Here is a 19,866-nt window from a genome sequence, read left to right on the forward strand (position 1 = left end):
GGGCGGGAGGTCGCGTCCGGCCGGGCCGGGTCCGGCGGCGACCTCGACCGGGCCGCCGCGGCGTCCCCTACCAGCGGGGACGCGCGGCCGTCCGCTCTTCGTCCGGGCGAGCGCCCGCCCTTCGTTCAGGCGGCCCGTTCGATCACGGGGACGCGCCGCACCTTGGCGAGCATCTTGCGCGTCGTGGCCAGGTAGTAGTCGCGGGGCAGCGTCCGGACCCGCAGCGGCAGGCGCGGATACACCAGCGACAGCGCGCCGATCAGCAGCCGGAACCGGAACCGCCGCGCCGGGGTCCATTTCCACCCGTACTGCTCGCGGATCGGCGCGGGCATCAGCCCGGCGGTGAGCAGCCGGATCGCCGCGAGGCCCGGCGCGCCGAGGCGTCCGCCCCGGATCTTCGGGTTGAGCACCTGGTCGGCGACGGCCCGCGACGCGTCGCTGATCTCGATGGTCCGCAGCATCTCGGCGTAGTACACGCGGAAGTCCCGGTACGTTTCGGGCATCCGGCCGTCCGGGCAGCCGATGATCGTCGCGTAGACCTTCGTCTGCCCGTAGAACTCCTCCAGCTCCCGCTCGTCCAGTTTCCGGCGGAAGAGCGCCTGGTAGAACTGCGCGGCCACGGCGAACAGGGTCGCCGCCACCCACACCTGGAGGTCGGGGTCGTTCGCCCGGTATCCGGGGCCGGTGACCTGTTCGTGCCCCTTCCAGACGAGGGCGCTGAACGTCTCGGCCTCCTCCTTCGTGCCGAACTGCACCGCGTACAGCCAACCCATCGTGTTCTGCAGGCGTCTCAGCGGATCCTCGGCCGTGTAGCTGTGGTCGTACACGCCCTGGGCCACCTGCGGGTGGGCGGTCTGGAGCAGCGACGCGGCGCCGCCCGCCGCGATGAGCGCGCCCTCACGGGTGATCTCGCGGATCAGGTCCTCGTCCCGGAACAGTCCCTCGGTCATGACGATCAGTGTAAGTAAGTGCTTGCAGACGAGAAAACCCGGGGGACAAGATCGCCCCCTAGCGGGGATAATCACCCGCATGTCCGACTCGATCCCGATCCGCGGCCCGGTCTCCGTCCCGGAGGCCGAACTGGGCTGGCGCTTCTCCCGCTCCTCGGGGCCCGGCGGGCAGCACGTCAACACCAGCGCCACCGCCGCCGAACTCTCCTTCGACGTGGCGAACTCCCCGTCACTCCCCGAGCCGTACCGCTCCCGCGCCCTCGAACGCCTCGCGGGACGTCTCGTCCAAGGCGTCCTGACGATCCGTGCCGAGGAGTACCGCTCGCAGGTACGCAACCGCGACGCCGCCCGCGCGCGCTTGGCGTCCGTCCTGAGCGATGCGATCGCACCGCCACCGAAGAAGCGCATCCCGAAGAAGATGCCGCGCGGCATCAACGAACGCCGCCTGGAGAACAAGAAGCGACGCTCCGAGGTAAAGCGCCAACGCTCGCGCCGCTGGGACTGACCCGGTTCCCCCCTGATCCGCCCCCTCGAACCGCCCCAGGACCCGCATCCCCGGTGAGTTTGCGCCGGTGACCAACCGCGGCGACGCGATGGGCGTGCTGGAACTCGTCACGACGCCACCGTCGTCTGCCTGGACTGGTACGGCCCCGGTTCCAACCACCGCCCCGACATCGCGGAGCAGCGGGCCGCGGAGGCGTGAGGCGCGGACGTCCGGCGGGACCGGGAAGTGGCCGGTTGTCGCCGCGGTAGCGATCTTGCCGATTCCGGCCTGTCCCCCGAGACTTGAATACCGGTCTCGGTGTCGCGTCAGGAGGGGGCGGACGTGCCCGTCAAGTTGTTGGGGCTCGGCACCGTCGAGGGCAGGGTCCGGGCCTTGGCCGCCCTGGCGTTGCTGGCGCTGGTGGTACTGGTCGTCTCGGCGGGCTTCGCGGTCCGGGACGGGCGCGAGGGCGCGCGGACGCTGGGCGAGCGCGAGGGACCCCTGGCGGAGAACATCGGCGACATGTACTTCGCGCTCGCCGAGATGGACGCCCAGGTGACCCGGGTCCTGCTGACCGGGGGCGAGGCCGGGTGGCTGTGCGCCCCGGAGGTGGACGGGTCCGGCTGCGAGCGCAGCGGCGCCCGCTACATGTACGACATCCGGCGCGAGGACGCGCAGCAGGCGGCGCTGTCGGCCACGCGGCTGGCCGGCGGGGAGGGGGCGCGGCTGCGGACCGTCCGGTCGGTGCTGAACACGCTGCACACCTACGACCGGCACGTTCAGGCGGCGATGACGGCCGCGGCGGACTCCGGGCAGGGCACGGACGGGACGGCGGCGGCGCTGCCGGAGGCGGCTGTCCGGGAGTACCGGACGGCGACCGCGCTCATGACGCGCGAGCTGCTGCCCGAGGCGTCGAACCTGGTCGCCGACAGCGCCGCCGACGTCGCGACCGCCTACCGCGAGGAGCACTCGGCCGTCCGGGCGGGACGGCTGCGGGTGCTGGCGGCGGGCCTGGCGCTGCTGGCGGCGGTGGGGAGCCTGCAGGTGTACCTGGCCCGGCGGTTCCGGCGGCTGCTGTCGGCGCCGCTCGCCGCGGCGCTGGCGGGCGCACTGGCGCTGACGGTGACGGCGGCGGCGCGGCTGGACACCGAGGCGGACCGGCTGGAGGCGGCGAAGACGGCCGGCCTGGATCCGGTCCTCGCCCTGACCCGCGTCCAGGCCCTCAGCACGGGCATGGACACCGACCGGGCCCGCCAGATCGTCGATCCGGACAACGCCGGACGCTACGACAACCGCTACCTCGACAAGTCCCAGACGCTCCTCCACCTGGCCGGAGCGACCGGCCTCGACGCCTACTACCGGGAACTCGGCCGGAGCGTGGCGGGCTGGGACGGGAACCCGCGCGCCGTGGACTTCGGGGGCTACTACGGCAGGCGGGCGCGCGGGGAGGTGGCGCGAGCGGGCGACTTCGGCGCGCTGCTGACGGCCTACGGGCGCTACCAGGACCACAACCGGGACGTCCGGGAACTGGCCGACGGCGGACGCCTGGACGCGGCGGCCCGCGCGCACATGGACCCCCGCTGGGGAAACCTGCCGCATCCGACCTTCCGGTCGTACGACCGGGAACTCGACGCCCGGGTCAGCCACCACCAGTACCGCCGGGTCCACGCCGCGCTCCGCGCCGAGCAGGCGCTGCGGCCGATGCCCTGGCTGCTACCGGCCGCGGCCCTGGCCATCGCGGCCCTCGTCGTCGCCGGAGTCTGGCCCCGCCTCGCGGAGTACCGCTGACCCACATCCGGCCCCGAGCGCCGAGAACAGGAGCCGCCCGTGCGCACCCCCCGCAGCCCCCTCACCCTCGTCGCCACGCTCGGCCTCGCCGGGCTCGCGGTGCTGCTCCTGCTGGCGGCCGTGACGGTCGCGCCCCTGGTGTACGCCGACGAGCCCGAGTCGATCACCGGACGGGACGAGCTGGTGGTCGCGGTCGACGAGGGCCTGCCGGGCCTGTCCGTCCGCAACGAGGAGGGCGAACTCGAAGGCTTCGAGAAGGACGTGGCCGTCTACGTCGCGGGACAGCTCGACGTCGGCCTCACCGACCTCACCGTCCGGCCGCTCGGCGCGGCCGACCCGGAGAGCGCGCTGCGCGACGGCACGTTCGACATGGTGGTCGCGGCCTACCCGATCACCGCGGAGCGCAAGGAACGGGTCACCTTCGCCGGACCGTACTACCTCGCGCATCAGGACATCCTCGTCCGGCAGGACGAACGGTCCATCGACGACGTCGACGACCTGCGGGGCAAGCGGCTCTGCCGGGTCTCCGGCTCCGAGTCCTGGCGGCAGGTGACCGGCGAGCAGGAGGTGGCCGCCACGCCCGTCCCGGCGTCCTCCTACGGCTCGTGCGCCGAGGCGCTGGCGGCCGGACGCGTCGACGCCGTCTCGACCGACGACCTCGTCCTCGCCGGGCTCGCGGCGGACACGCCCGGCACCACCGTGGTCAACGCACCCTTCACGGACGTGAAGTACGGCATCGGGCTCCGCGAGGGCGACCGGGCGGGCTGCCGCGAGGTGAACCGGATCCTGACCGACATGTACCAGAGCGGGGCCGCAACGACCATGCTCAACCAGTGGTTCGGCACTTCGGGGCTGGAGCTGCCGACCACGGTCCCGCAGTTCGAGGGCTGCGCCTGACGCGTTCGGACGTCAGGTGTAAAAGCCCTTCTTCTTGGTCTTCCAGCCGTGTTTTCCGTGGAGATGGTGCAACCAGAGAGTGGTCCGGTAATCCTCCCGAATCTTCAGATTGCCGGTGCACACCTTTCCGTCGCGCGGACGGGCCTCGATGTCGACGGCGGCACCGTTCGGCCGGGCGAACTCCGCCGACGCGTAGCCGGTGTAGGCCCGGACGCAGAGCGTGTCCGTCTTGTCGTCCCAGTGCGCCCTGGCGTCGGGACTCTTGACGGTGAACGAGCGATCGATCTTGAGCGTCGCGTCGCTCGCCCACGCGGGTTGCGCCGGAATCGCGATCGACACCGCGGCGCAGGCGAATACGGAAAGGTAAATTCGGCCCCTCATCTACGCTCCTCACGAACAACGGCGAACGTACTCTGATCATTGGTTTCGCGTACCTGCATCAGCACTCTGCCATGAATTTTCGACGCGAAGCAAGCCTCGCGAGAACGCCATACCTATTGGCGAATTAAGTCGCTTTTGCGCGGCTGCACCGGACGCCGCGTCCACGACGTCCGCGACGTCCGCGACGTCCGCGAAAAAACTTCGCGCGGACGGTCACATCCGTTCGTCCCGGTACGTCAGTGCGGTGTCGGCCCGGACGGAACGCGTCCGGGCCGGGTCACCACCGCGAAGGAGAACCGATCATGACCGCGACCGAGACCACCGCCTCCCGGCTGCCGAACCCGCAGCAGCTCGTCCCCGAACTGGGGAACGTCGGCGGTGCCATGTTCAAGGCCGTCGGGAACGGCTCGATCCCGCAGACGACGATCGGGCTGGTGCAGCTGCGCGCCGGGCAGCTCGTCGGCAGCACCTACCTGACCGTCCTGCACACCGGCAACCTGCGCCGGGCCGGGGAGTCGGACGAGCGGATCACCGCCGTCGCGTCCTGGCGGGACGCGCCGTACTTCACGGGCGCCGAACGCGCGGCGCTCGCGCTCGTCGAGGCCGTCCTCACCCCGAACGCGGGCGGCGAGCGCGTCCCGGACGACCTGTACGCCGAGGCGTCCGGGCACTACGGCGACAAGGCCCTCGCCACGCTGGCGATGGCGATCGGGCAGGTCGGCTTCTTCACGCCGCTGGCCCTGATCGGCAGGCCGCTCCCGGGCGCCGCGCCCGCCGAGCAGTGGCGCCCGGCCGAGTAGCTCCCGGCGCGAATCCCGCCGTCCTCCCCGTCCGTCCTCCCCGTTCCGGCGGGCCGTCGTAGGCGTCGCCTCCGGCCGCCGTCCCCCTCCGCGCACCGGCACGTGCGGCGCCGCCCCGTGCCGGTGCGCCCCCTCCCCGGAAGAAGTGACCATGACGCATGCCTCCAGGCGGGGGCTCGCGCTCGCGCTGCTCGCCGCCACCCAGTTCGTCCTCGTGCTGGACGCCTCGATCGTCGGGGTCGCGATGCCGTCCATCGGCGCCGAACTGCACTTCGCCCCCGACGACCTGTCGTGGGTCGCCAACGCCTACACCCTCACCTTCGGCGGGCTCCTCCTGCTGGGCGGCCGGACCGCCGACCTGGCCGGACGCCGCCGCATGTTCGTCATCGGCATGACGCTGTTCGCCGCCGCCTCGCTCGCCGGGGGGCTCGCCGCCGACGCCGGAACGCTGGTGGCCGCGCGCGCCGCGCAGGGCGTCGGCGCGGCGCTGGTGTCCCCGGCCGCGCTGTCGCTGATCATGACGATCTTCGCGCCCGGGCCCGACCGGAACAGGGCGATGGGCGTCTTCGGCGCCGTGGCCGGGGCGGGCGGCGCGGCCGGGTCGATCCTCGGCGGGATGCTGACCGAGTGGTTCGGCTGGCAGGCCACCCTGTACGTCAACGTGCCGCTCGCGCTGTCGGCCATCGCACTGGCGCCGCGCCTGCTGCCCGAGGCGTCCGACCGGACGGCGCGCGGGTTCGACCTGCCCGGCGCGCTGACCGCGACCGGCGGGCTCGCGCTGCTCGTCTACACGGTGGTGGGGGCGGACGGCGCCGGTTGGACGTCGCCGCGCACCCTCGGACAGGGCGCGCTCGCCCTCGCGCTGATCGGGCTGTTCTTCCTCGTCGAGGCGCGGTCCGCGCATCCGCTGGTGCCGCTGCGGATCTTCCGGCAGCGGGTGCTGCGCGGGTCGAACGCCGTCGCGCTGCTGACCCTGACGGCGATGGCGCCGCTGTTCTTCTACCTGACGTTCTACATGCAGCGCGTCCTCGGCTTCGGCCGGTCGAGGCCGGGCTCGCGCAGTTGCCTCTGGCGCTGGCCATCGCCGCCACCGCCGGTGCGGCGGGCGCGCTGATCGCGCGGATCGGGCTGCGGACGTCCATGGCGATCGGGCTCGCCGTGACGGCCGCGGGGCTCGCGTGGTTCTCCCGCATGTCGGCGGACGGCTCGTTCACCGTCGACGTGCTCGGCCCCACGCTGCTCATCGGCGTCGGCGCGGGCCTCGCGTTCGTCACCACCACGATCGGGGCCACCTCCGGCACCCGTCCGGAGCAGGCCGGGCTCGCGTCCGGGCTGTTCAACACCGCGCAGCAGTTCGGCGGCTCGCTCGGCCTCGCCGCCGTCGTCGCGATCTCCACCGCCGTCACGGCGGACGCCGCGGGGACGGGCATCGCGGCGCTCACCGAGGGCTACCGGGCCGGGATGCTCACCGCCGCCGCGCTGGCCCTGGCCGCGAGCGTGCTCGCCGTCGTCCTCGTCCCGCGCGGCACCGCGACGCCGGCCGAACCGGACACCGCCCCCGAACCGGCCCCGACCCCCGTCTGAGCCGCCCGACCATCGATATCACCGAGAAAGCGTGGGATTTCGCATGTTCTTTCGTCAGAGCGGGACCGTCCTCGCCGCAGCGGCACTGGCGGTGACCTGCACCGCGACGCTCGCGGCGGCCGCGGCCCCCGCCGACGCCGCGCCCGCCCGCACCCGATGGAGCGGCGCGTGGACGGCGGCCGTCATGCGTCCGTCCGGTGCGCCCTGGTTCCCGACCTGGGCCGAGCAAGGGTTCGAGGATCAGTCGCTGCGCCAGGTCGTCCGTCTCGGCGCGGGCGGGTCCAAGGTGCGGATCCGGCTGTCGAACGCGTACGGCACCGCGCCGCTGCGCGTCACCGGGGCGAGCGTGGGACGCACCGCCGAGGGCGCGGCCGTCGAACCGGGCACGATGCGTCCGGTGCGGTTCGGGCGCTCGCCGTCCGTCACGGTCCCGGCGGGCGGACGGACGGTCAGCGACCCGGTCGCCCTGCCGGTCGAGGCGCGCGAGCGGCTCACGATCACGCTGTACTTCGCGGAGCCGACCGGCCCGGCGACCTACCACCAGGTGTCGATGACCACCACCTACCGGGCGGACGGCGACCGCCGTCGCGACACCGGCGCCGCCGCGTACACCGACAAGGTCGTGCCCGGTTACGGCTCCTGGTACTTCCTGGAGGGCGTCGAGGTCTCCGGCGGACGCCCGCCGCGGGACGCGGTCGTGGCCTTCGGCGACTCGATCACCGACGGGTTCGGCGCCACGATCGACGGCGACGACCGATATCCGGACGCGCTCGCCGTGCGGCTGCGCGCGGCGGGCCGTCCGCGCCCGGTGCTGAACGCCGGGATCGGCTCCAACAAGCTGCTGGCCGACTCGGCCTGCGGCGGCGACGCCGGAATCTCCCGGTTCGCCCGCGACGTCCTCGGGCAGCCCCGCGTCGGCACGGTGATCGTGCTGATCGGCATCAACGACATCCAGCTCCCCGACGACCGGATGTGCGGCGTCGACCGCGACGACCCGCCGGTCACCGCCGCACGGCTGATCGACGGGTACCGCGCGCTCGTCCGCGCGGCCCGCGCCCGCGGGGTCCGGGTCGTCGGCGGGACGCTCGCCCCCTACGCGGGGTCGGCCGGCTGGACGGCCGAGGGCGAGGCGGTCCGCCGCGAGGTCAACCGGTGGATCCGCACGTCCGGCGAGTACGACGCCGTCGCCGACTTCGACCGCGCGCTCGACCCGTCCGGCACCGGCCGCATCCCCGAAGGGCTGCACATGGGCGACCACATCCACCCGAGCCCCGCCGGATACCGCACCATGGCCGCCGCGATAGACCTCGCCGCCCTGGCGTGACGGTCGCGACGGACGCGACGGCGGGCCGGGGAGGGGCCCGAGCCCCTTCCCGGCCGCCGCGGTCGATCGGGTCAGTCGAAGTATTCGATGAACGGGGCCTTCCCGCCCGTCCCGGATGCCGAGCCGACGCCGACGAGGCCGGACGTGCCCGGACGGTCGTCGATGTCGCCCGGCACGATCGTCCCGGCGCGCGACGGGCCGCTGCGCGGGTGGTCCAGTTCGCGCCGTCGTAGTGGTGGTACCGCGTGCTGCCGCTCGTCGAGGCCGGGGTCATCACCACGCCGTCGCCGCCGTCGGACGACAGGCCGAGGCCGGCCGTGTTGAGCGGGGTGTTGATCGTCCGCCAGGACGAGCCGTTCCAGTGCAGGAGCGCGTTGGTGATCTGGGCGTTCTGGGCGTGGCGCAGGACGTACACGTTGTTCGGGCCGTGCGCGACGATGCGGGCGATGGCGCCCGCGAAGCCCGGGAAGCCCATCGAGCCCGGCACGACCATCGTCGTCCACTTCGTCCCGTTGAAGTGCATGACGAGGCCGTTGACCTCGGTGCCGGTGGACGAGACGGTCCCGGCGAGCCACACGTCGTCGGCGGCCCGGACGTCCAGGGCGGTGATGGTCGACGAGGGCGGGAGCGGGACCTGCGGGTCGACCCAGGCGTCGCCGGTCCAGCGGAGGATGGCGCACGGCCCGCCGCCGAAGGAGTCCAGGCCGGCGATCGACCAGGCGGCGCCGTCGGGGGCGGCGTCGGCGGCCACCGGGAAGCCGACGAGCGGGTACGTCACCTCGCTCCACTTGGTGCCGTTCCAGTACAGGCCCTTGGTGCCGTTCCAGGTGTAGCCGATGACCCAAGCCTTGTCGGCGTCGGCCACGGCGACGTCGACGGGGGTGAAGCCGATGGGGCTCTGGTCGGCGACCCAGCCGGAGCCGTTCCACCGGACGAGCTTGGTCTGCGGGCTGAAGAAGTTGCCCGCGGAACCGACGGCCCACCCCGCGTTCTTCGTACCGAAGTCGACCTTGTCGAGGCTGCCGTCGTAGTTCAGGGCCGCGCTGGGGACGTCCCGCCAGCCGGCCGCATGGGCGGGCGCCGCCAGGGCGAGCGTCCCGACCCCGCAGGCCACGGCGGTCACCATCGCCGTTTTCCGTCGCATATCCGCTCCCAAGATCAGTTATGGCAGGGAACACAGTACGTGGCCGCTTACTGATCGGTAAGGGGCGTTCCAGAACAGGCCACAAGAAAACAGGAAAACGCCCGGAACCAGGGGTTCCGGGCGTTCTCTGCGTGATGCGCGAAACGCGAAGGGTTACCGGGGGTTATTCGCCCGTCCAGTTCGGCTTGCGCTTCTCGGCGAAGGCCGCCGGGCCCTCCTGGGCGTCCTTGGACGTGAACACCGGCAGCGTGATCTCCTGCTGCTTCTGCCACGTCTCGGCGTCCGACCAGTCCGGCGACTCGACGATGATCTTCTTGGTGGCGGCGAGGGCCAGCGGGGCGTTCTCGCCGACCTTCAGCGCCAGTTCCTTGGCCGCCGCGAGCGCGCCGCCCGGCTCGGTGAGCCGGTTGACGAACCCGAGCTCGGCCATCCGCTCCGCGGCGTACTTGTCGCCGGTCAGCGCCATCTCCATGGCGATGTGGAACGGGATCCGCTGCGGGAGACGCAGCAGGCCGCCGCCCGCCGCGACGAGGCCCCGCTTCGGCTCGGGCAGGCCGAACTGGGCGTCCTTGGCCGCCACGACCATGTCGCAGGAGAGGGCGACCTCGCAGCCGCCGGCGAGCGCGTAGCCCTCGACGGCCGCGATCAGCGGCTTGCTGGACGGGCGCTCGACGATCCCCGCGAACCCGCGGCCCTCGACGATCGGGTTGTCGCCCGTCAGGAACCCCTTGAGGTCCATGCCGGCGCAGAACGTGCCGCCCGCGCCGGTGAGGATGCCGATCGACAGGTCCTTGCGGGTGTCGAGCTCCTCCATCGCGGCCGCGATGCCCTGCGCCACCTCGCTGTTGACGGCGTTCTTGGCCTCGGGACGGTTGATCGTGATGGTGAGGACGGCCCCGTCCTCTTCGGTCAGAACAGCGTCGGACATTCAGTGCCTCACTTCGGCTGGAAGCGGATACCACCGTCGAAGCGGATGGTTTCGCCGTTCATGTAGTCGTTCTCGATGAGGGACTTGACGAGGTGCGCGAACTCGGCGGCCGTGCCCATCCGCTTCGGGAACGGGACGGGCGCGGCCAGCTTGGCCTTGAACGCGTCCGCGGCCTCGCCCTCGCCGTAGATGGGGGTGTCGATGATGCCCGGGCAGATGGTGTTGACCCGGACGCCGATCGCGGCGAGGTCGCGGGCGGCCGGCAGCGTCATGCCGACGATGCCGCCCTTGGAGGCCGAGTACGCGACCTGGCCGGTCTGGCCCTCCAGCGCCGCGACGGACGCGGTGTTGACGACGACGCCGCGCAGGCCGTCGGCGTCCGCGGGCTCGGTCTTGCTGATCGCGGAAGCGCCGACCCGCATCAGGTTGAAGGTGCCGATGAGGTTCACCCGGATGACGGTCTCGAACGCGCTCAGGTCGTGCGGGGTGCCGTCCCGGCCGACGGTCCGCGACGCCCAGCCGATGCCGGCGCTGTTGACGATGACGCGCAGCGGGGCGCCGGTGTCGACGGCGGCCTGCACCGCGGCCTGCACCTGCTCCTCGCTCGACACGTCCGTCTTGACGAAGACGCCGCCGATCTCGTCGGCGAGGGCCTTGCCCTTGTCCTCGTTCAGGTCGGCGACGACGACCTTCGCGCCCGCGGCGGCCAGCGATCGGACGGTGGCCTCGCCGAGACCGCTCGCGCCACCGGATACGACGGCGGAAACTCCGTTCAGGTCCATAAGCAGCACCTTACGTGAGGGACCGAATGTGGTTCGGGGTGATGTTACCCAGACGTCACCGCGCTCTCTGCTCACACCCCGGCGGATTGCGGAGGCGCGGATGTTACCCGGGAGTCACAATAGGGGTCGCGTTTGCCCCCGGACGCTCCGGGCACCGGCCCTACCGGGTCCGAGGGAGGGACGCACATGAGCGAGAGACCGGCGCAGAGCCAGTCCTACCCGGGCCGTACCCGGGACATGACGCCCAGGCCGAAGGACGAGATGCGCGACTACACCGGCAGCGGCCTGCTGGACGGACGCCGCGCGCTGATCACCGGCGGCGACTCCGGCATCGGACGGGCCGTCGCCGTCGCGTTCGCCAAGGAGGGCGCGGACGTCGCGATCACCTACCTCAGCGAGGACGACGACGCCCGGCACACCGCGGACCTCGTGGCCGCGACCGGCCGCCGCTGCGTCACGTTCGGCGGCGACCTCGCCGAGGAGCGGCACGCCCGCGAGATCGTCCGGCACACCGTCCGCGACCTCGGCGGACTCGACGTCCTGGTCCTGCACCACGGCACGCAGACCCCGGTCGGGGACGTCCGCGAGGTCGACGACGCGCAACTGCGGCGCACGTTCGAGGTCAACGTCTACGCGGTGTTCTGGACGATCCAGGAGGCCCTCGACCACCTCGGCCCCGGCTCGTCCGTCGTCGTCACCGGCTCGATCAACGGGCTGCGCGGCAACAAGACGCTGATCGACTACTCGGCGAGCAAGGCGGCCGTGATGGCGCTGACCGCGTCCCTCGCGCAGAACCTCATGGAGCGCGAGATCCGCGTCAACTGCGTCGCGCCCGGCCCGGTCTGGACGCCGCTGATCCCCGCGACGTTCGACGCGGAGAGGGTCGAGGGCTTCGGCGAGCAGGCGCCGATGGGGCGCCCCGCCGACCCCGACGAGATCGCGCCGTCGTACGTCTTCTTCGCCGCGAACCGCACGTCGTCGTACTACACGGGCCAGACGCTCGTCCCGGCCGGCGGCGAGATCCACCCGGGCTGACGGACCCCCGGCCCTACCTGGCGGACATGCGCTCCTCGACGCGCCCCGCGCCCGCGCTCGCGGGCGTCTCCAGCCGGTACAGCGCGTACGCGTGCTGGAGCACCGGCAGCGCCACGTTGCGGACCCGCACGCCGCCCTGCGTCAGCCCCTTCTCCGTGCCCTTGTGCGCGTGCCCGTGGACGGCCAGGTCGGCGCCCGCCGCGTCGATCGCCTCGCCCATCAGGTAGCTGCCGAGGAACGGATAGATCTCCAGCGGCTCCCCCTCCAGGGTGTCCTCGACGGGCGAGTAGTGCGTCAGCGCGACCCGCACGTCCGCGTCCAGCTCCAGCAGCGCGGTGCCGAGGCGCGCCGAGAAGTCCTTCGTGTGCCGGACGAACTCCTTCATCGCCGCCTCGCCGAACTCACCGGCGCATTTCCCCTCGAAGCCCCCGCCGAACCCCTTGCCGCCCGCGACGCCGAACCGGACGCCGTCGCACTCCACGACCGTCCCGTCCCCTTCCAGGACGGTGACGCCCGCTTCGCGCAGCACATCGGCCATCTCCGCTTCGAGGTCGCTGTGGTAGTCGTGGTTGCCGAGCACGGCGATCACCGGGATGCCGAGGTCGCGCAGCTCCCCCGCCGCGACCCGCCCCTCCTCCAGCGTGCCGTGCCGGGTGAGGTCGCCGGCCATCAGGAACACGTCCGCGTGGTCGGCGATCCCGTGCAGGTGCTCCCGGTACTTCCCCGCCGACTCCGGACCGACGTGCAGGTCGCCCGCGGCAGCGACACGGATCATGAGATCCTCTCCTCCCGGTCCGGCTCGCGGACCTCGAAGACCGACACCTCGTTGCAGATGCGGTGGCCCTCCGCGGCGGCGCGGGCGGCCTCCTCGACGTCCCGGCGCTGCTCCTCGCTCGCCACCTGCCCCCGCAGGTGGACGACGTCGCCGCGGACGTCCACGCGGATGCCGAGCTCGTGCGCCTCGGTCGCAGGCGTTCCTGGATATGTGCGGATATGTACGCGGATGGATCAGTCACAGGACGCCCCCTTCGATGACGTTCAGCCGGACGAGCAGGGTGAGGAACGCGTAGGCGTAGGGGGATTCGGCGGTCTCGGCCGCGACCCGCGTCCAGTCCACCTGCTCCCGCAGCGCCCGGCACACGTGCAGGAACCCGCTGAAATCGCACGCCGTCTCGGTGAACGCCAGCAGCCGCATGATCGCCAGGTCCGTGGCGGGCAGCACCGGCATGAACACCGCGCCGACGGGCATCTCGTGCGTCCGGCCGAGCAGCGCGGCGTCCACCGGACGGCCGGACGGGGTGTGGATCAGATCGATGACGTGCTCGCCGTCGCACGCCTTCTCCAGCCAGTTCTCCGGGCTCTCCAGGTGCGACATGCCGACGTCGCCGAGCGCCCCGAGCGCCGTCCAGACGTCCTCCGGCCGGACGACGAAGTCGACGTCGTGCGTGGACACCGCCGCCCCGTGCGCGTACGCCGCGAACCCGCCCGCGAGCGCGTACCCCACGTCCGCGTCCCGCATCGCCGCCGCCGCCCGCTTCAGGCTCAGCATCAGCCCCTTCGCGGCCCCGCCCGGTCCCGGAGTCCCGGAACCGCGCCCGGCGGACCACGACCGGGTCTGCACGTCTCCCACGCGACCCCCTGACTTCGATGGCGGTCGCATTCGCGGTACCCACTGAAACCAGGATCACTCGCCCTGACCGCATCCCCCTCAGCACCCACCCGGGCACCCCCCAAGCGCGCGCCAGCCACCCCAGACCGACCGCAAGCCCACGCAACCACGACCGGCCCCAACGAAACCGGGCCCGATACTCCACGGCCGCTCTAAGACCCAAGGACGTTGAACCCGCGCGAACCGCAACCGGCCCCCAACGAAACCGGGCCCGGTACTCCGCGGCGGCGGCGGGCCCGGAGGGCCCGCCGCCGCCGCTACAGCGTGGTCAGCAGTCGATCAGCTCCGGCGACTGGTTGAGGAGCTGGGCCCGGGGGGAGACGAACCGGTCGCGGCGTTCGGCGGCGCCTTCGGCGTGCGGGTCGAACGCGGCGACGCGGTGGCAGTTCTGGAACGCGAGCCGCACGCCGAAGTGGCGTTCGAGGGCGCCGCGCATCGCGTCGCTCGCGAGCGCCCGCAGCAGCTCGCCGCGGGCCCGCTCGTCCGGCGGCGGGGTCCGGTTGTCGGCGAACCCCTCGCCGCCCGCCCGCATCCGCTCGACGACGCCGCTGATCACCTCCCACGCGTACGGCAGCGAGGCGCGCACGCACGCGACGAACGACGCGTCGTCCACCTCTCCTCTCATCGCGGTCTCCATGAGCCGGTCGTCGACGGTCAGCGACATGACGCACTCCCTCTCTGCGGTCTGGGCAGGACGCCTCCACTCTCACACGAAAACGGTTGTCATTTCCAGTCCGAGGAAGTCGGGAGTTTCCGGACGGCGGCGTCCGTGCGGCTACGAAGCGGGCGGGGTCGCGGGCGTCCCGAAGCAACTGCCGAGGGGATCGCCGATCGAGCACCACCCCGGCTCCCGGACCGGGACGTACCCGGACGGGACGCCCCGCCGCGCGATCAGCGACCGGTACGTGGGCACGGCGTCGGTCGGGCGCCGGGTCAGGGACGGGTCGGTCCGCACGTCGACCGTGTAGAGGCCGAAGCGCGGCCGGTAACTGCCCCACTCGTAGTTGTCGGTGAGGCTCCAGTAGTTGTAGCCCATCACCGGAACGCCCTCTGCCATGGCCCGCTGGATCCAGTAGATGTGGTCACGCAGATGGTCGGAGCGCGTATAGCCGTCTGGGCGCGGCTTGCCGTCCTCCAGGGGCATGCCGTTCTCCACGATGTAGATCGGCAGGTCCGGTAGGCGCAGGTGGTACTGCTTGAGGACGTAGTACAACCCCTCTGGCGCGGGGTCGATCTTCCACAGTTCGCCCGTCAGCGCATGGGCGGCGCTGATGTTTTCCAGGTTCGCGCCGTAGTAGTAGTCGACGCCGATGAAGTCGAGTTTGTCGGTGGCCTCATTGAACAGGGCCGCATCGAAAAGCCCGTTCAGGAGCGTGCCGTAGGCGATGTTGCTCGACACCATGGCGCCCGGGTCGATGCGGTGAATCATGTCGTAGGCGGCCCGGTGGGTCTTCACGAGGGCCTTCTGCATCGTGAAGAGCTGCCCGAGGTCCATCGGACGGTGCGTCAACTCCCGGTAGATGTACGAGCTGGCCTCGTTGAAGGTGACCCACAGGACGTCCATGTCCTTGTACCGGTTCACGACGAACCGGGCGTGGCGGAGCCAGTCGTCCTGCGTGCGCGGGTCGTCCCATGCGCCCTGGTCCGCGACCCACCCCGGGTAGACCCAGTGGTCGAGGGTGAGCATCGGCCGCATCCCGGCGGCGCGGATGCGGCGGATCAGGTCGTCGTAGTAGGCGATCGCGTCCGGGTCGCGATGCCCGCGGCGCGGTTCGAGGCGCGCCCACTCGATCGACGTCCGGAAGACGTTCACGCCGAGCCCCTTCGCGAGCTTCAGGTCACTCGGGTAGCGATGCCGGAAATCGACCGAGTCGCCGTAGTCGTCCTCGACCTCGCCCGCGCGCCGCTCGACGTAGCGCGTCCAGTTGCTGTCGGGAAAGTGGCCTTCGCCCTGGAAACCGCTCGTTGAGACGCCCCAGAGGAAGTCCGCCGGGAACCTGGCGGTGCCGGGACCGGCGTCCGCCGCCGCGGACGACACGAACGCGGGTGACGCGAGCGCCGCGAGCAGCACCAGGACGGACAGGAGACGCGCACTACGGGATCTGGTGGATCGGCGGGGCACGGGGAACCTCCGATGAACATGAGCCTTCCTCGGACTACAGATCCAAGAGAGGCCCCCGTCAATCCCCCCGGACGGCCACATCCGGCGAGCCCCGCACCGTGAGAAACGGTGCGGGGCGGGGAACCGTCACCCGGCGAGCGTCGGATAGTCGGTGTAGCCGCGGTGGTCGCCGCCGTAGAAGGACGCGGAGTCGGCCTCGTTGTACGGGCCGCCCGCCTTGATCCGCTCCGGCAGGTCCGGGTTCGCCAGCCACAGCTGCGCCAGCGCGACCGCGTCCGCGACGCCGTCGCGCAGCGCCGCCGCGCCGTCCGCCGGGCTCGCCGGGGAGCCGTCCGCCACCGGGTGCGGGTTCAGGACGAGCGCGCCCGGCCACCCGTCGCGGATCAGCCGGGTCACGTCCCGGTTGCCCATCTCCATGACGTGCAGGTACGCGAGGCCGAGCGGGGCGAGGGCCGCGACGAGCGCCGCGTAAAGGTCCGGCACATCGCTCTCGCTCACCCCGCAGGCCCGGTTGCCCGGCGACACCCGGAAGCCCACGCGCTCGGGGCCGATCGCGTCCGCGACCGCCCGCGCCACCTCCGTCCCGAACCTGATCCGGTTCTCGATCGAGCCGCCGTACTCGTCCGTCCGCACATTGCTGCCGTCGCCCAGGAACTGGTGGATCAGGTAGCCGTTCGCCCCGTGGATCTCCACGCCGTCGAACCCGGCGTCGATCGCGTTGCGCGCCGCGGCGGCGAAGTCGGCGACGGCCCCGGCGATGTCGTCCCGCGTCATCTCCCGCGGCACCGGGTGGTCGAGCATGCCGTCCGGGTGGAACATGCGGTCGCCGGACGCGATCGGCGACGGCCCCACCGGCAGGCCGCCGTCCGGATAGAGCGACGGATGCCCGACACGTCCCGAATGCATGATCTGCGCGTAGATCCGGCCGCCCTCGGCGTGCACCGCGTCCGTCACCGTCCGCCACGCCGCCACCTGCTCCGCGGAGTGCAGGCCGGGCGTCCACATGTACCCCTGGCCCCGCACGCTCGGCTGGACCGCCTCGCTCACGATCAGCCCGGCGCCCGCCCGCTGCCGGTAGTACTCGGCCGTCAGCTCCGACACCTTGCCGCCCGCGAACGCCCTGCTCCGGGTCATCGGCGCCATCACCAGCCGGTTCGGCAGTTCCAGCTTCCCGATCGGCAGCGGCTCGAACAGCTCGTCCATCATGTCCTCCTAGCGGCGTTTCCAGTGGTCATGAACCTACGAACCGCCGCATACGGGCCGCATCCGTACCGTTTCGGTACCTGGCCCCGTAGTTTGGACACGTGCTCTACGGGCGGAACCTGGATCGAACGCGCATCGCCACGCTGCTCGCCGAGGCCCGCGAACACCGGCGCAGCGGCGCGCTGCTGCTGCGCGGCGAGGCCGGCATCGGCAAGTCCGCGCTGCTGGACGACGCGGAAGCGGCGCTGCGGACGTCCGGCGGCACGCACGTCCTGCGCGCCGTCGGCGTCGAAGCCGAGTCGAACCTCGCCTACGCGGGCCTGAACCAGTTGCTGTGGCACGTCCGCGACCGGCTGGACGCGCTCCCCGCCGCCCAGTCGGCCGCGCTGCGCACCGCCCTGGACGCCCCCGGCGCCCCCGCCGACCACCGCGACCGGTTCACCGCGGGCCTCGCCGTCCTCACCCTCCTCGCCGACCTCGCCGAGGAGAACGGTCCCGCCCTCTGCCTCGTCGACGACGCGCAGTGGCTCGACGACGCCACCGCCTCCGCGCTGCTGTTCGCCGCCCGCCGCCTCACCGCCGACGGCGTCGTCATGCTGTTCGCCGCCCGCGACGCGGGCTTCGCCGGCTCCGGCCTGCCCGAACTGCTCCTCGAACGCCTCGCCCCGGACGACGCCGAGCGGATGCTCGCCGACCGGGACGTCCCGCGGCCCGCCCGGGCCCGCGTCGTCCGCGAGTCCCAGGGCAACCCCCTAGCCCTGCGCGAGCTCGCCGCGGCCGGGCGGCGGCGACCTCCCCCGACCCGCTCCCGGTCGCCGACCGGGTCACCGCCGCGTTCCGCGAACGCATCGCCGAACTCCCCGACAAAACGCAGCTCATGCTGCTGATCGCGGCCGCCGAGGGGCGCGGCCACATGCCCACGCTGCTGCGCGCCGCCCACCTCTTCGACGCCGACCTCACCGACCTCGCCGCCGCCGAACGCGCCGGGCTCGTCCAGGTGTCCGGACGGTCCGTCGCCTTCCGGCACCCGCTGATCCGCACGGCCGCCTACCAGGGCGCCGTCGCCACGCAGCGCATCGCCGTCCACCGGGCCCTCGCCGACAGCGCCGACGACCTCGACTGCCGGGTGCGGCACAGCGCGTCCGCCGCGATGGTCCCCGACGAGGACGTCGCCCAGGAACTACAGGACGCCGCAGAGCGCGCGCGCAACCGCACCGGTTACGCCACCGCCTCCACCCTCTACAGGCAGGCGGCCGAACTCACACCCGACACCCAAGCGCGCGCGGGACGTCTCACCGCCGCCGCCGACCTCACCCTCCAGGCGGGGAACATCGAGGAAGCCGAAGAGCTCGCGGCGTCCGCCGAACGCCTCACCACCGACCCCGCCGCCCGCGCCCGCCTCGGCCGCCTCCACGCCACCGTCGAGTACGAACGCGGCGACCCGCGCGCCGCCGTCCGCATGCTCACCGACCACGCCGCCGACTCCGCGCCCGGCGACCGCGCCGCCATGCTCGCCGACGCCGCCGACTACGCCTGGACGTCCGGGAACGCGCCCGCCGTCCTGAGCATCGCCGCGGCCCTCCCGGACGACCCGTTCGTGCAGGGCCTCGCGCACGGCATCCGCGGCGACCACGCCCGCGGCGTGCCCCTGCTCGCCGACCTCCTCGCCCGGACCCCCGACCGGCACCGCGCCGCCAGCTCGCGCTCATCGTCGGCGACGACGCCGCCGCCCTCGACCTCGCCGCCGCCGAAGCCGACCGCTGCCGCCGGCACGGCCTCGTCGGCGCGCTCCCGAACGTCCTGCAGACCCACGCCCACACGCAGATCATGACCGGCCTGCACGCCGACGCCGAAGCGTCCGTCGCCGAGGCCGTCGCCCTCGCCCGCGACACCGGCCTCGACCGCCGCGCCGGACGGCTCCGCGCCGCCCTCGCCCGCGTCGCCGCCATCGAGGGCGACGAGGACCGCCTCCGCGACCTCTCCCGCGACGCCCCGCCCCCCGGCGGCGGCTACGCTGACAGCGCCCGCGCCCTCCTCGACCTCGCCCTCGGCCGCCACGACGACGCCCTCCGCCGCCTCGACGACATCGCCCAGGGCGCCCGCCGCCACGGCACCCACGCGATCCTCTCCGCCGCCGACCAGGTCGAAGCCGCCGTCCGCGCGAACGCCCCCGACCGGGCCCACCCCGCGTACGACCGATTCCGCACGTGGGCGAACGCGTCCAAGCAGCCTTGGGCCCTTGCAGTAGCCGCACGCTGCGAAGCCCTCCTGACCGACGAAGAGAAGCCCTTCCTCCTTGCAGCCGAGTTGGACGAACGCTCAACGAGGCCCTTCGAACGGGCTCGAACCGAACTTCTCTACGGCGAATGGCTCCGCCGTTCCCGACGCCGCTCCGACGCCCGCACGCCCCTGCGCTCTGCAGTGGAGACCTTCGAACGTCTACGCGCGCGCCCGTGGCTTTCCCGCGCGCGCGCCGAACTGCGTGCGACCGGTGAATCGACGTCCGTCCCGTCCGCACCCGACGTACTCGAACGGCTCACGCCGCAGGAGCGTCAAGTCGTCCGGCTCGCGGCAGAGGGAACCAGCAGCCGCGAGATAGCCGCCCAACTGTTCCTCAGCCCACGCACCGTCGAGTACCACCTCTATAAGGCGTACCCCAAGCTCGGAATCTCCTCGCGCAAAGAACTCTCGAACCTCCTGGAACCCGCTTGAACCGTGCACACGCAGCCCTCCAGGCGCTCGCCGTAGGCGCGCCCTCGGCTCCCAGTTCTTCGT

Annotated in this window: 21 protein-coding genes; 11 read left to right on the forward strand and 10 right to left on the reverse strand. The window is 72.5% G+C overall.

The genetic code is table 11. The features are described 5' to 3' along the window. Window positions 1-125: 125 nt before the first annotated feature. A complete protein-coding gene (locus BJF79_RS02335) occupies window positions 126-950 on the reverse strand; it encodes an oxygenase MpaB family protein (protein ID WP_075894781.1) in 825 nt (274 codons plus the stop codon). Between the two features lie 79 nt (window positions 951-1,029). Here BJF79_RS02335 and arfB point away from each other — a divergent pair, with 79 nt between their 5' ends. From arfB to BJF79_RS02350, 3 genes are all read left to right on the forward strand, one after another. Further along, window positions 1,030-1,455: an alternative ribosome rescue aminoacyl-tRNA hydrolase ArfB gene (gene arfB / locus BJF79_RS02340; RefSeq protein WP_075894782.1), complete on the forward strand. Its 426-nt coding sequence runs from the start codon at window positions 1,030-1,032 to the stop codon at window positions 1,453-1,455. A 321-nt stretch (window positions 1,456-1,776) separates the two neighbouring features. After that, window positions 1,777-3,222, forward strand: coding sequence for a hypothetical protein (locus BJF79_RS02345; RefSeq protein WP_075894783.1), 1,446 nt, complete (start codon window positions 1,777-1,779; stop codon window positions 3,220-3,222). Window positions 3,223-3,261: 39 nt separating this feature from the next. Further along, window positions 3,262-4,119 carry a transporter substrate-binding domain-containing protein gene (locus BJF79_RS02350; protein ID WP_075894784.1) on the forward strand — a complete coding sequence of 286 codons (858 nt, stop codon included), beginning with the start codon at window positions 3,262-3,264 and terminating at the stop codon, window positions 4,117-4,119. Window positions 4,120-4,131: 12 nt separating this feature from the next. Here BJF79_RS02350 and BJF79_RS02355 read toward each other — a convergent pair whose 3' ends face one another. After that, the gene (locus tag BJF79_RS02355) at window positions 4,132-4,500 is read right to left on the reverse strand and encodes a hypothetical protein (protein ID WP_143219645.1); all 369 of its coding nucleotides are present in this window, start codon (window positions 4,498-4,500) and stop codon (window positions 4,132-4,134) included. A gap of 302 nt (window positions 4,501-4,802) precedes the next feature. Between BJF79_RS02355 and BJF79_RS02360 the strand changes: the two genes are divergently transcribed. The 4 genes from BJF79_RS02360 to BJF79_RS02370 all read left to right on the forward strand — a co-directional run bounded on the left by BJF79_RS02360 (window position 4,803) and on the right by BJF79_RS02370 (window position 8,208). Continuing rightward, window positions 4,803-5,300, forward strand: a complete 498-nt coding sequence (locus BJF79_RS02360; protein WP_075894786.1) for a carboxymuconolactone decarboxylase family protein — start codon at window positions 4,803-4,805, stop codon at window positions 5,298-5,300. 151 nt (window positions 5,301-5,451) lie between these two features. Continuing rightward, window positions 5,452-6,414, forward strand: coding sequence for an MFS transporter (locus BJF79_RS02365; protein ID WP_262401422.1), 963 nt, complete (start codon window positions 5,452-5,454; stop codon window positions 6,412-6,414). Beyond that, on the forward strand, window positions 6,363-6,884 hold the full coding sequence (locus BJF79_RS58165; RefSeq protein WP_262401423.1) for a hypothetical protein: 522 nt from the start codon (window positions 6,363-6,365) through the stop codon (window positions 6,882-6,884). The genes BJF79_RS02365 and BJF79_RS58165 overlap by 52 nt, the downstream gene beginning before the upstream one ends. A 43-nt stretch (window positions 6,885-6,927) precedes the next feature. Continuing rightward, entirely contained in the window at window positions 6,928-8,208 is a 1,281-nt protein-coding gene (locus BJF79_RS02370; protein WP_075894787.1) for a GDSL-type esterase/lipase family protein, read from the forward strand. Between the two features lie 1,307 nt (window positions 8,209-9,515). On the opposite strand, the gene BJF79_RS02380 is transcribed toward BJF79_RS02370, so the two are convergent. Further along, window positions 9,516-10,280: a crotonase/enoyl-CoA hydratase family protein gene (locus BJF79_RS02380; protein WP_075894788.1), complete on the reverse strand. Its 765-nt coding sequence runs from the start codon at window positions 10,278-10,280 to the stop codon at window positions 9,516-9,518. Window positions 10,281-10,288: 8 nt separating this feature from the next. After that, window positions 10,289-11,062 carry an SDR family oxidoreductase gene (locus BJF79_RS02385; protein WP_075894789.1) on the reverse strand — a complete coding sequence of 258 codons (774 nt, stop codon included), beginning with the start codon at window positions 11,060-11,062 and terminating at the stop codon, window positions 10,289-10,291. 186 nt (window positions 11,063-11,248) lie between these two features. On the opposite strand from BJF79_RS02385, the gene BJF79_RS02390 reads away from it, so the two are divergent. Continuing rightward, the gene (locus BJF79_RS02390; protein ID WP_075894790.1) at window positions 11,249-12,097 is read left to right on the forward strand and encodes an SDR family oxidoreductase; all 849 of its coding nucleotides are present in this window, start codon (window positions 11,249-11,251) and stop codon (window positions 12,095-12,097) included. Window positions 12,098-12,110: 13 nt separating this feature from the next. Here BJF79_RS02390 and BJF79_RS02395 read toward each other — a convergent pair whose 3' ends face one another. The 6 genes from BJF79_RS02395 to BJF79_RS02415 form a co-directional block, all read right to left on the reverse strand. Beyond that, a complete protein-coding gene (locus BJF79_RS02395; protein WP_075894791.1) occupies window positions 12,111-12,872 on the reverse strand; it encodes a metallophosphoesterase in 762 nt (253 codons plus the stop codon). Further along, a complete protein-coding gene (locus tag BJF79_RS58170; protein WP_262401424.1) occupies window positions 12,869-13,036 on the reverse strand; it encodes a BON domain-containing protein in 168 nt (55 codons plus the stop codon). Before BJF79_RS58170 ends, BJF79_RS02395 begins: the two co-directional genes overlap by 4 nt. A gap of 73 nt (window positions 13,037-13,109) precedes the next feature. Beyond that, window positions 13,110-13,646, reverse strand: a complete 537-nt coding sequence (locus BJF79_RS58175) for a hypothetical protein (RefSeq protein ID WP_262401425.1) — start codon at window positions 13,644-13,646, stop codon at window positions 13,110-13,112. Window positions 13,647-14,034: 388 nt separating this feature from the next. Then, window positions 14,035-14,430 carry an SCO5389 family protein gene (locus tag BJF79_RS02405; RefSeq protein ID WP_075894792.1) on the reverse strand — a complete coding sequence of 132 codons (396 nt, stop codon included), beginning with the start codon at window positions 14,428-14,430 and terminating at the stop codon, window positions 14,035-14,037. 111 nt (window positions 14,431-14,541) lie between these two features. Next, window positions 14,542-15,888, reverse strand: coding sequence for a glycoside hydrolase family 1 protein (locus BJF79_RS02410; RefSeq protein WP_075894793.1), 1,347 nt, complete (start codon window positions 15,886-15,888; stop codon window positions 14,542-14,544). 126 nt (window positions 15,889-16,014) lie between these two features. After that, on the reverse strand, window positions 16,015-17,091 hold the full coding sequence (locus BJF79_RS02415; protein WP_075894794.1) for an alkene reductase: 1,077 nt from the start codon (window positions 17,089-17,091) through the stop codon (window positions 16,015-16,017). Window positions 17,092-17,192: 101 nt separating this feature from the next. Here BJF79_RS02415 and BJF79_RS58180 point away from each other — a divergent pair, with 101 nt between their 5' ends. The 3 genes from BJF79_RS58180 to BJF79_RS58190 are packed head-to-tail and all read left to right on the forward strand — an operon-like array spanning window position 17,193 to window position 19,803. Then, window positions 17,193-17,978: an AAA family ATPase gene (locus BJF79_RS58180; protein WP_262401426.1), complete on the forward strand. Its 786-nt coding sequence runs from the start codon at window positions 17,193-17,195 to the stop codon at window positions 17,976-17,978. Then, complete coding sequence (locus BJF79_RS58185) at window positions 17,969-18,922, forward strand: hypothetical protein (RefSeq protein ID WP_262401427.1); 954 nt, start codon at window positions 17,969-17,971, stop codon at window positions 18,920-18,922. Before BJF79_RS58180 ends, BJF79_RS58185 begins: the two co-directional genes overlap by 10 nt. Next, the gene (locus tag BJF79_RS58190; RefSeq protein ID WP_262401428.1) at window positions 18,919-19,803 is read left to right on the forward strand and encodes a helix-turn-helix transcriptional regulator; all 885 of its coding nucleotides are present in this window, start codon (window positions 18,919-18,921) and stop codon (window positions 19,801-19,803) included. Before BJF79_RS58185 ends, BJF79_RS58190 begins: the two co-directional genes overlap by 4 nt. Window positions 19,804-19,866: the final 63 nt, after the last annotated feature.

This window comes from Actinomadura sp. CNU-125 (assembly GCF_001942465.1).
Classification (GTDB): Bacteria; Actinomycetota; Actinomycetes; order Streptosporangiales; family Streptosporangiaceae; genus Spirillospora.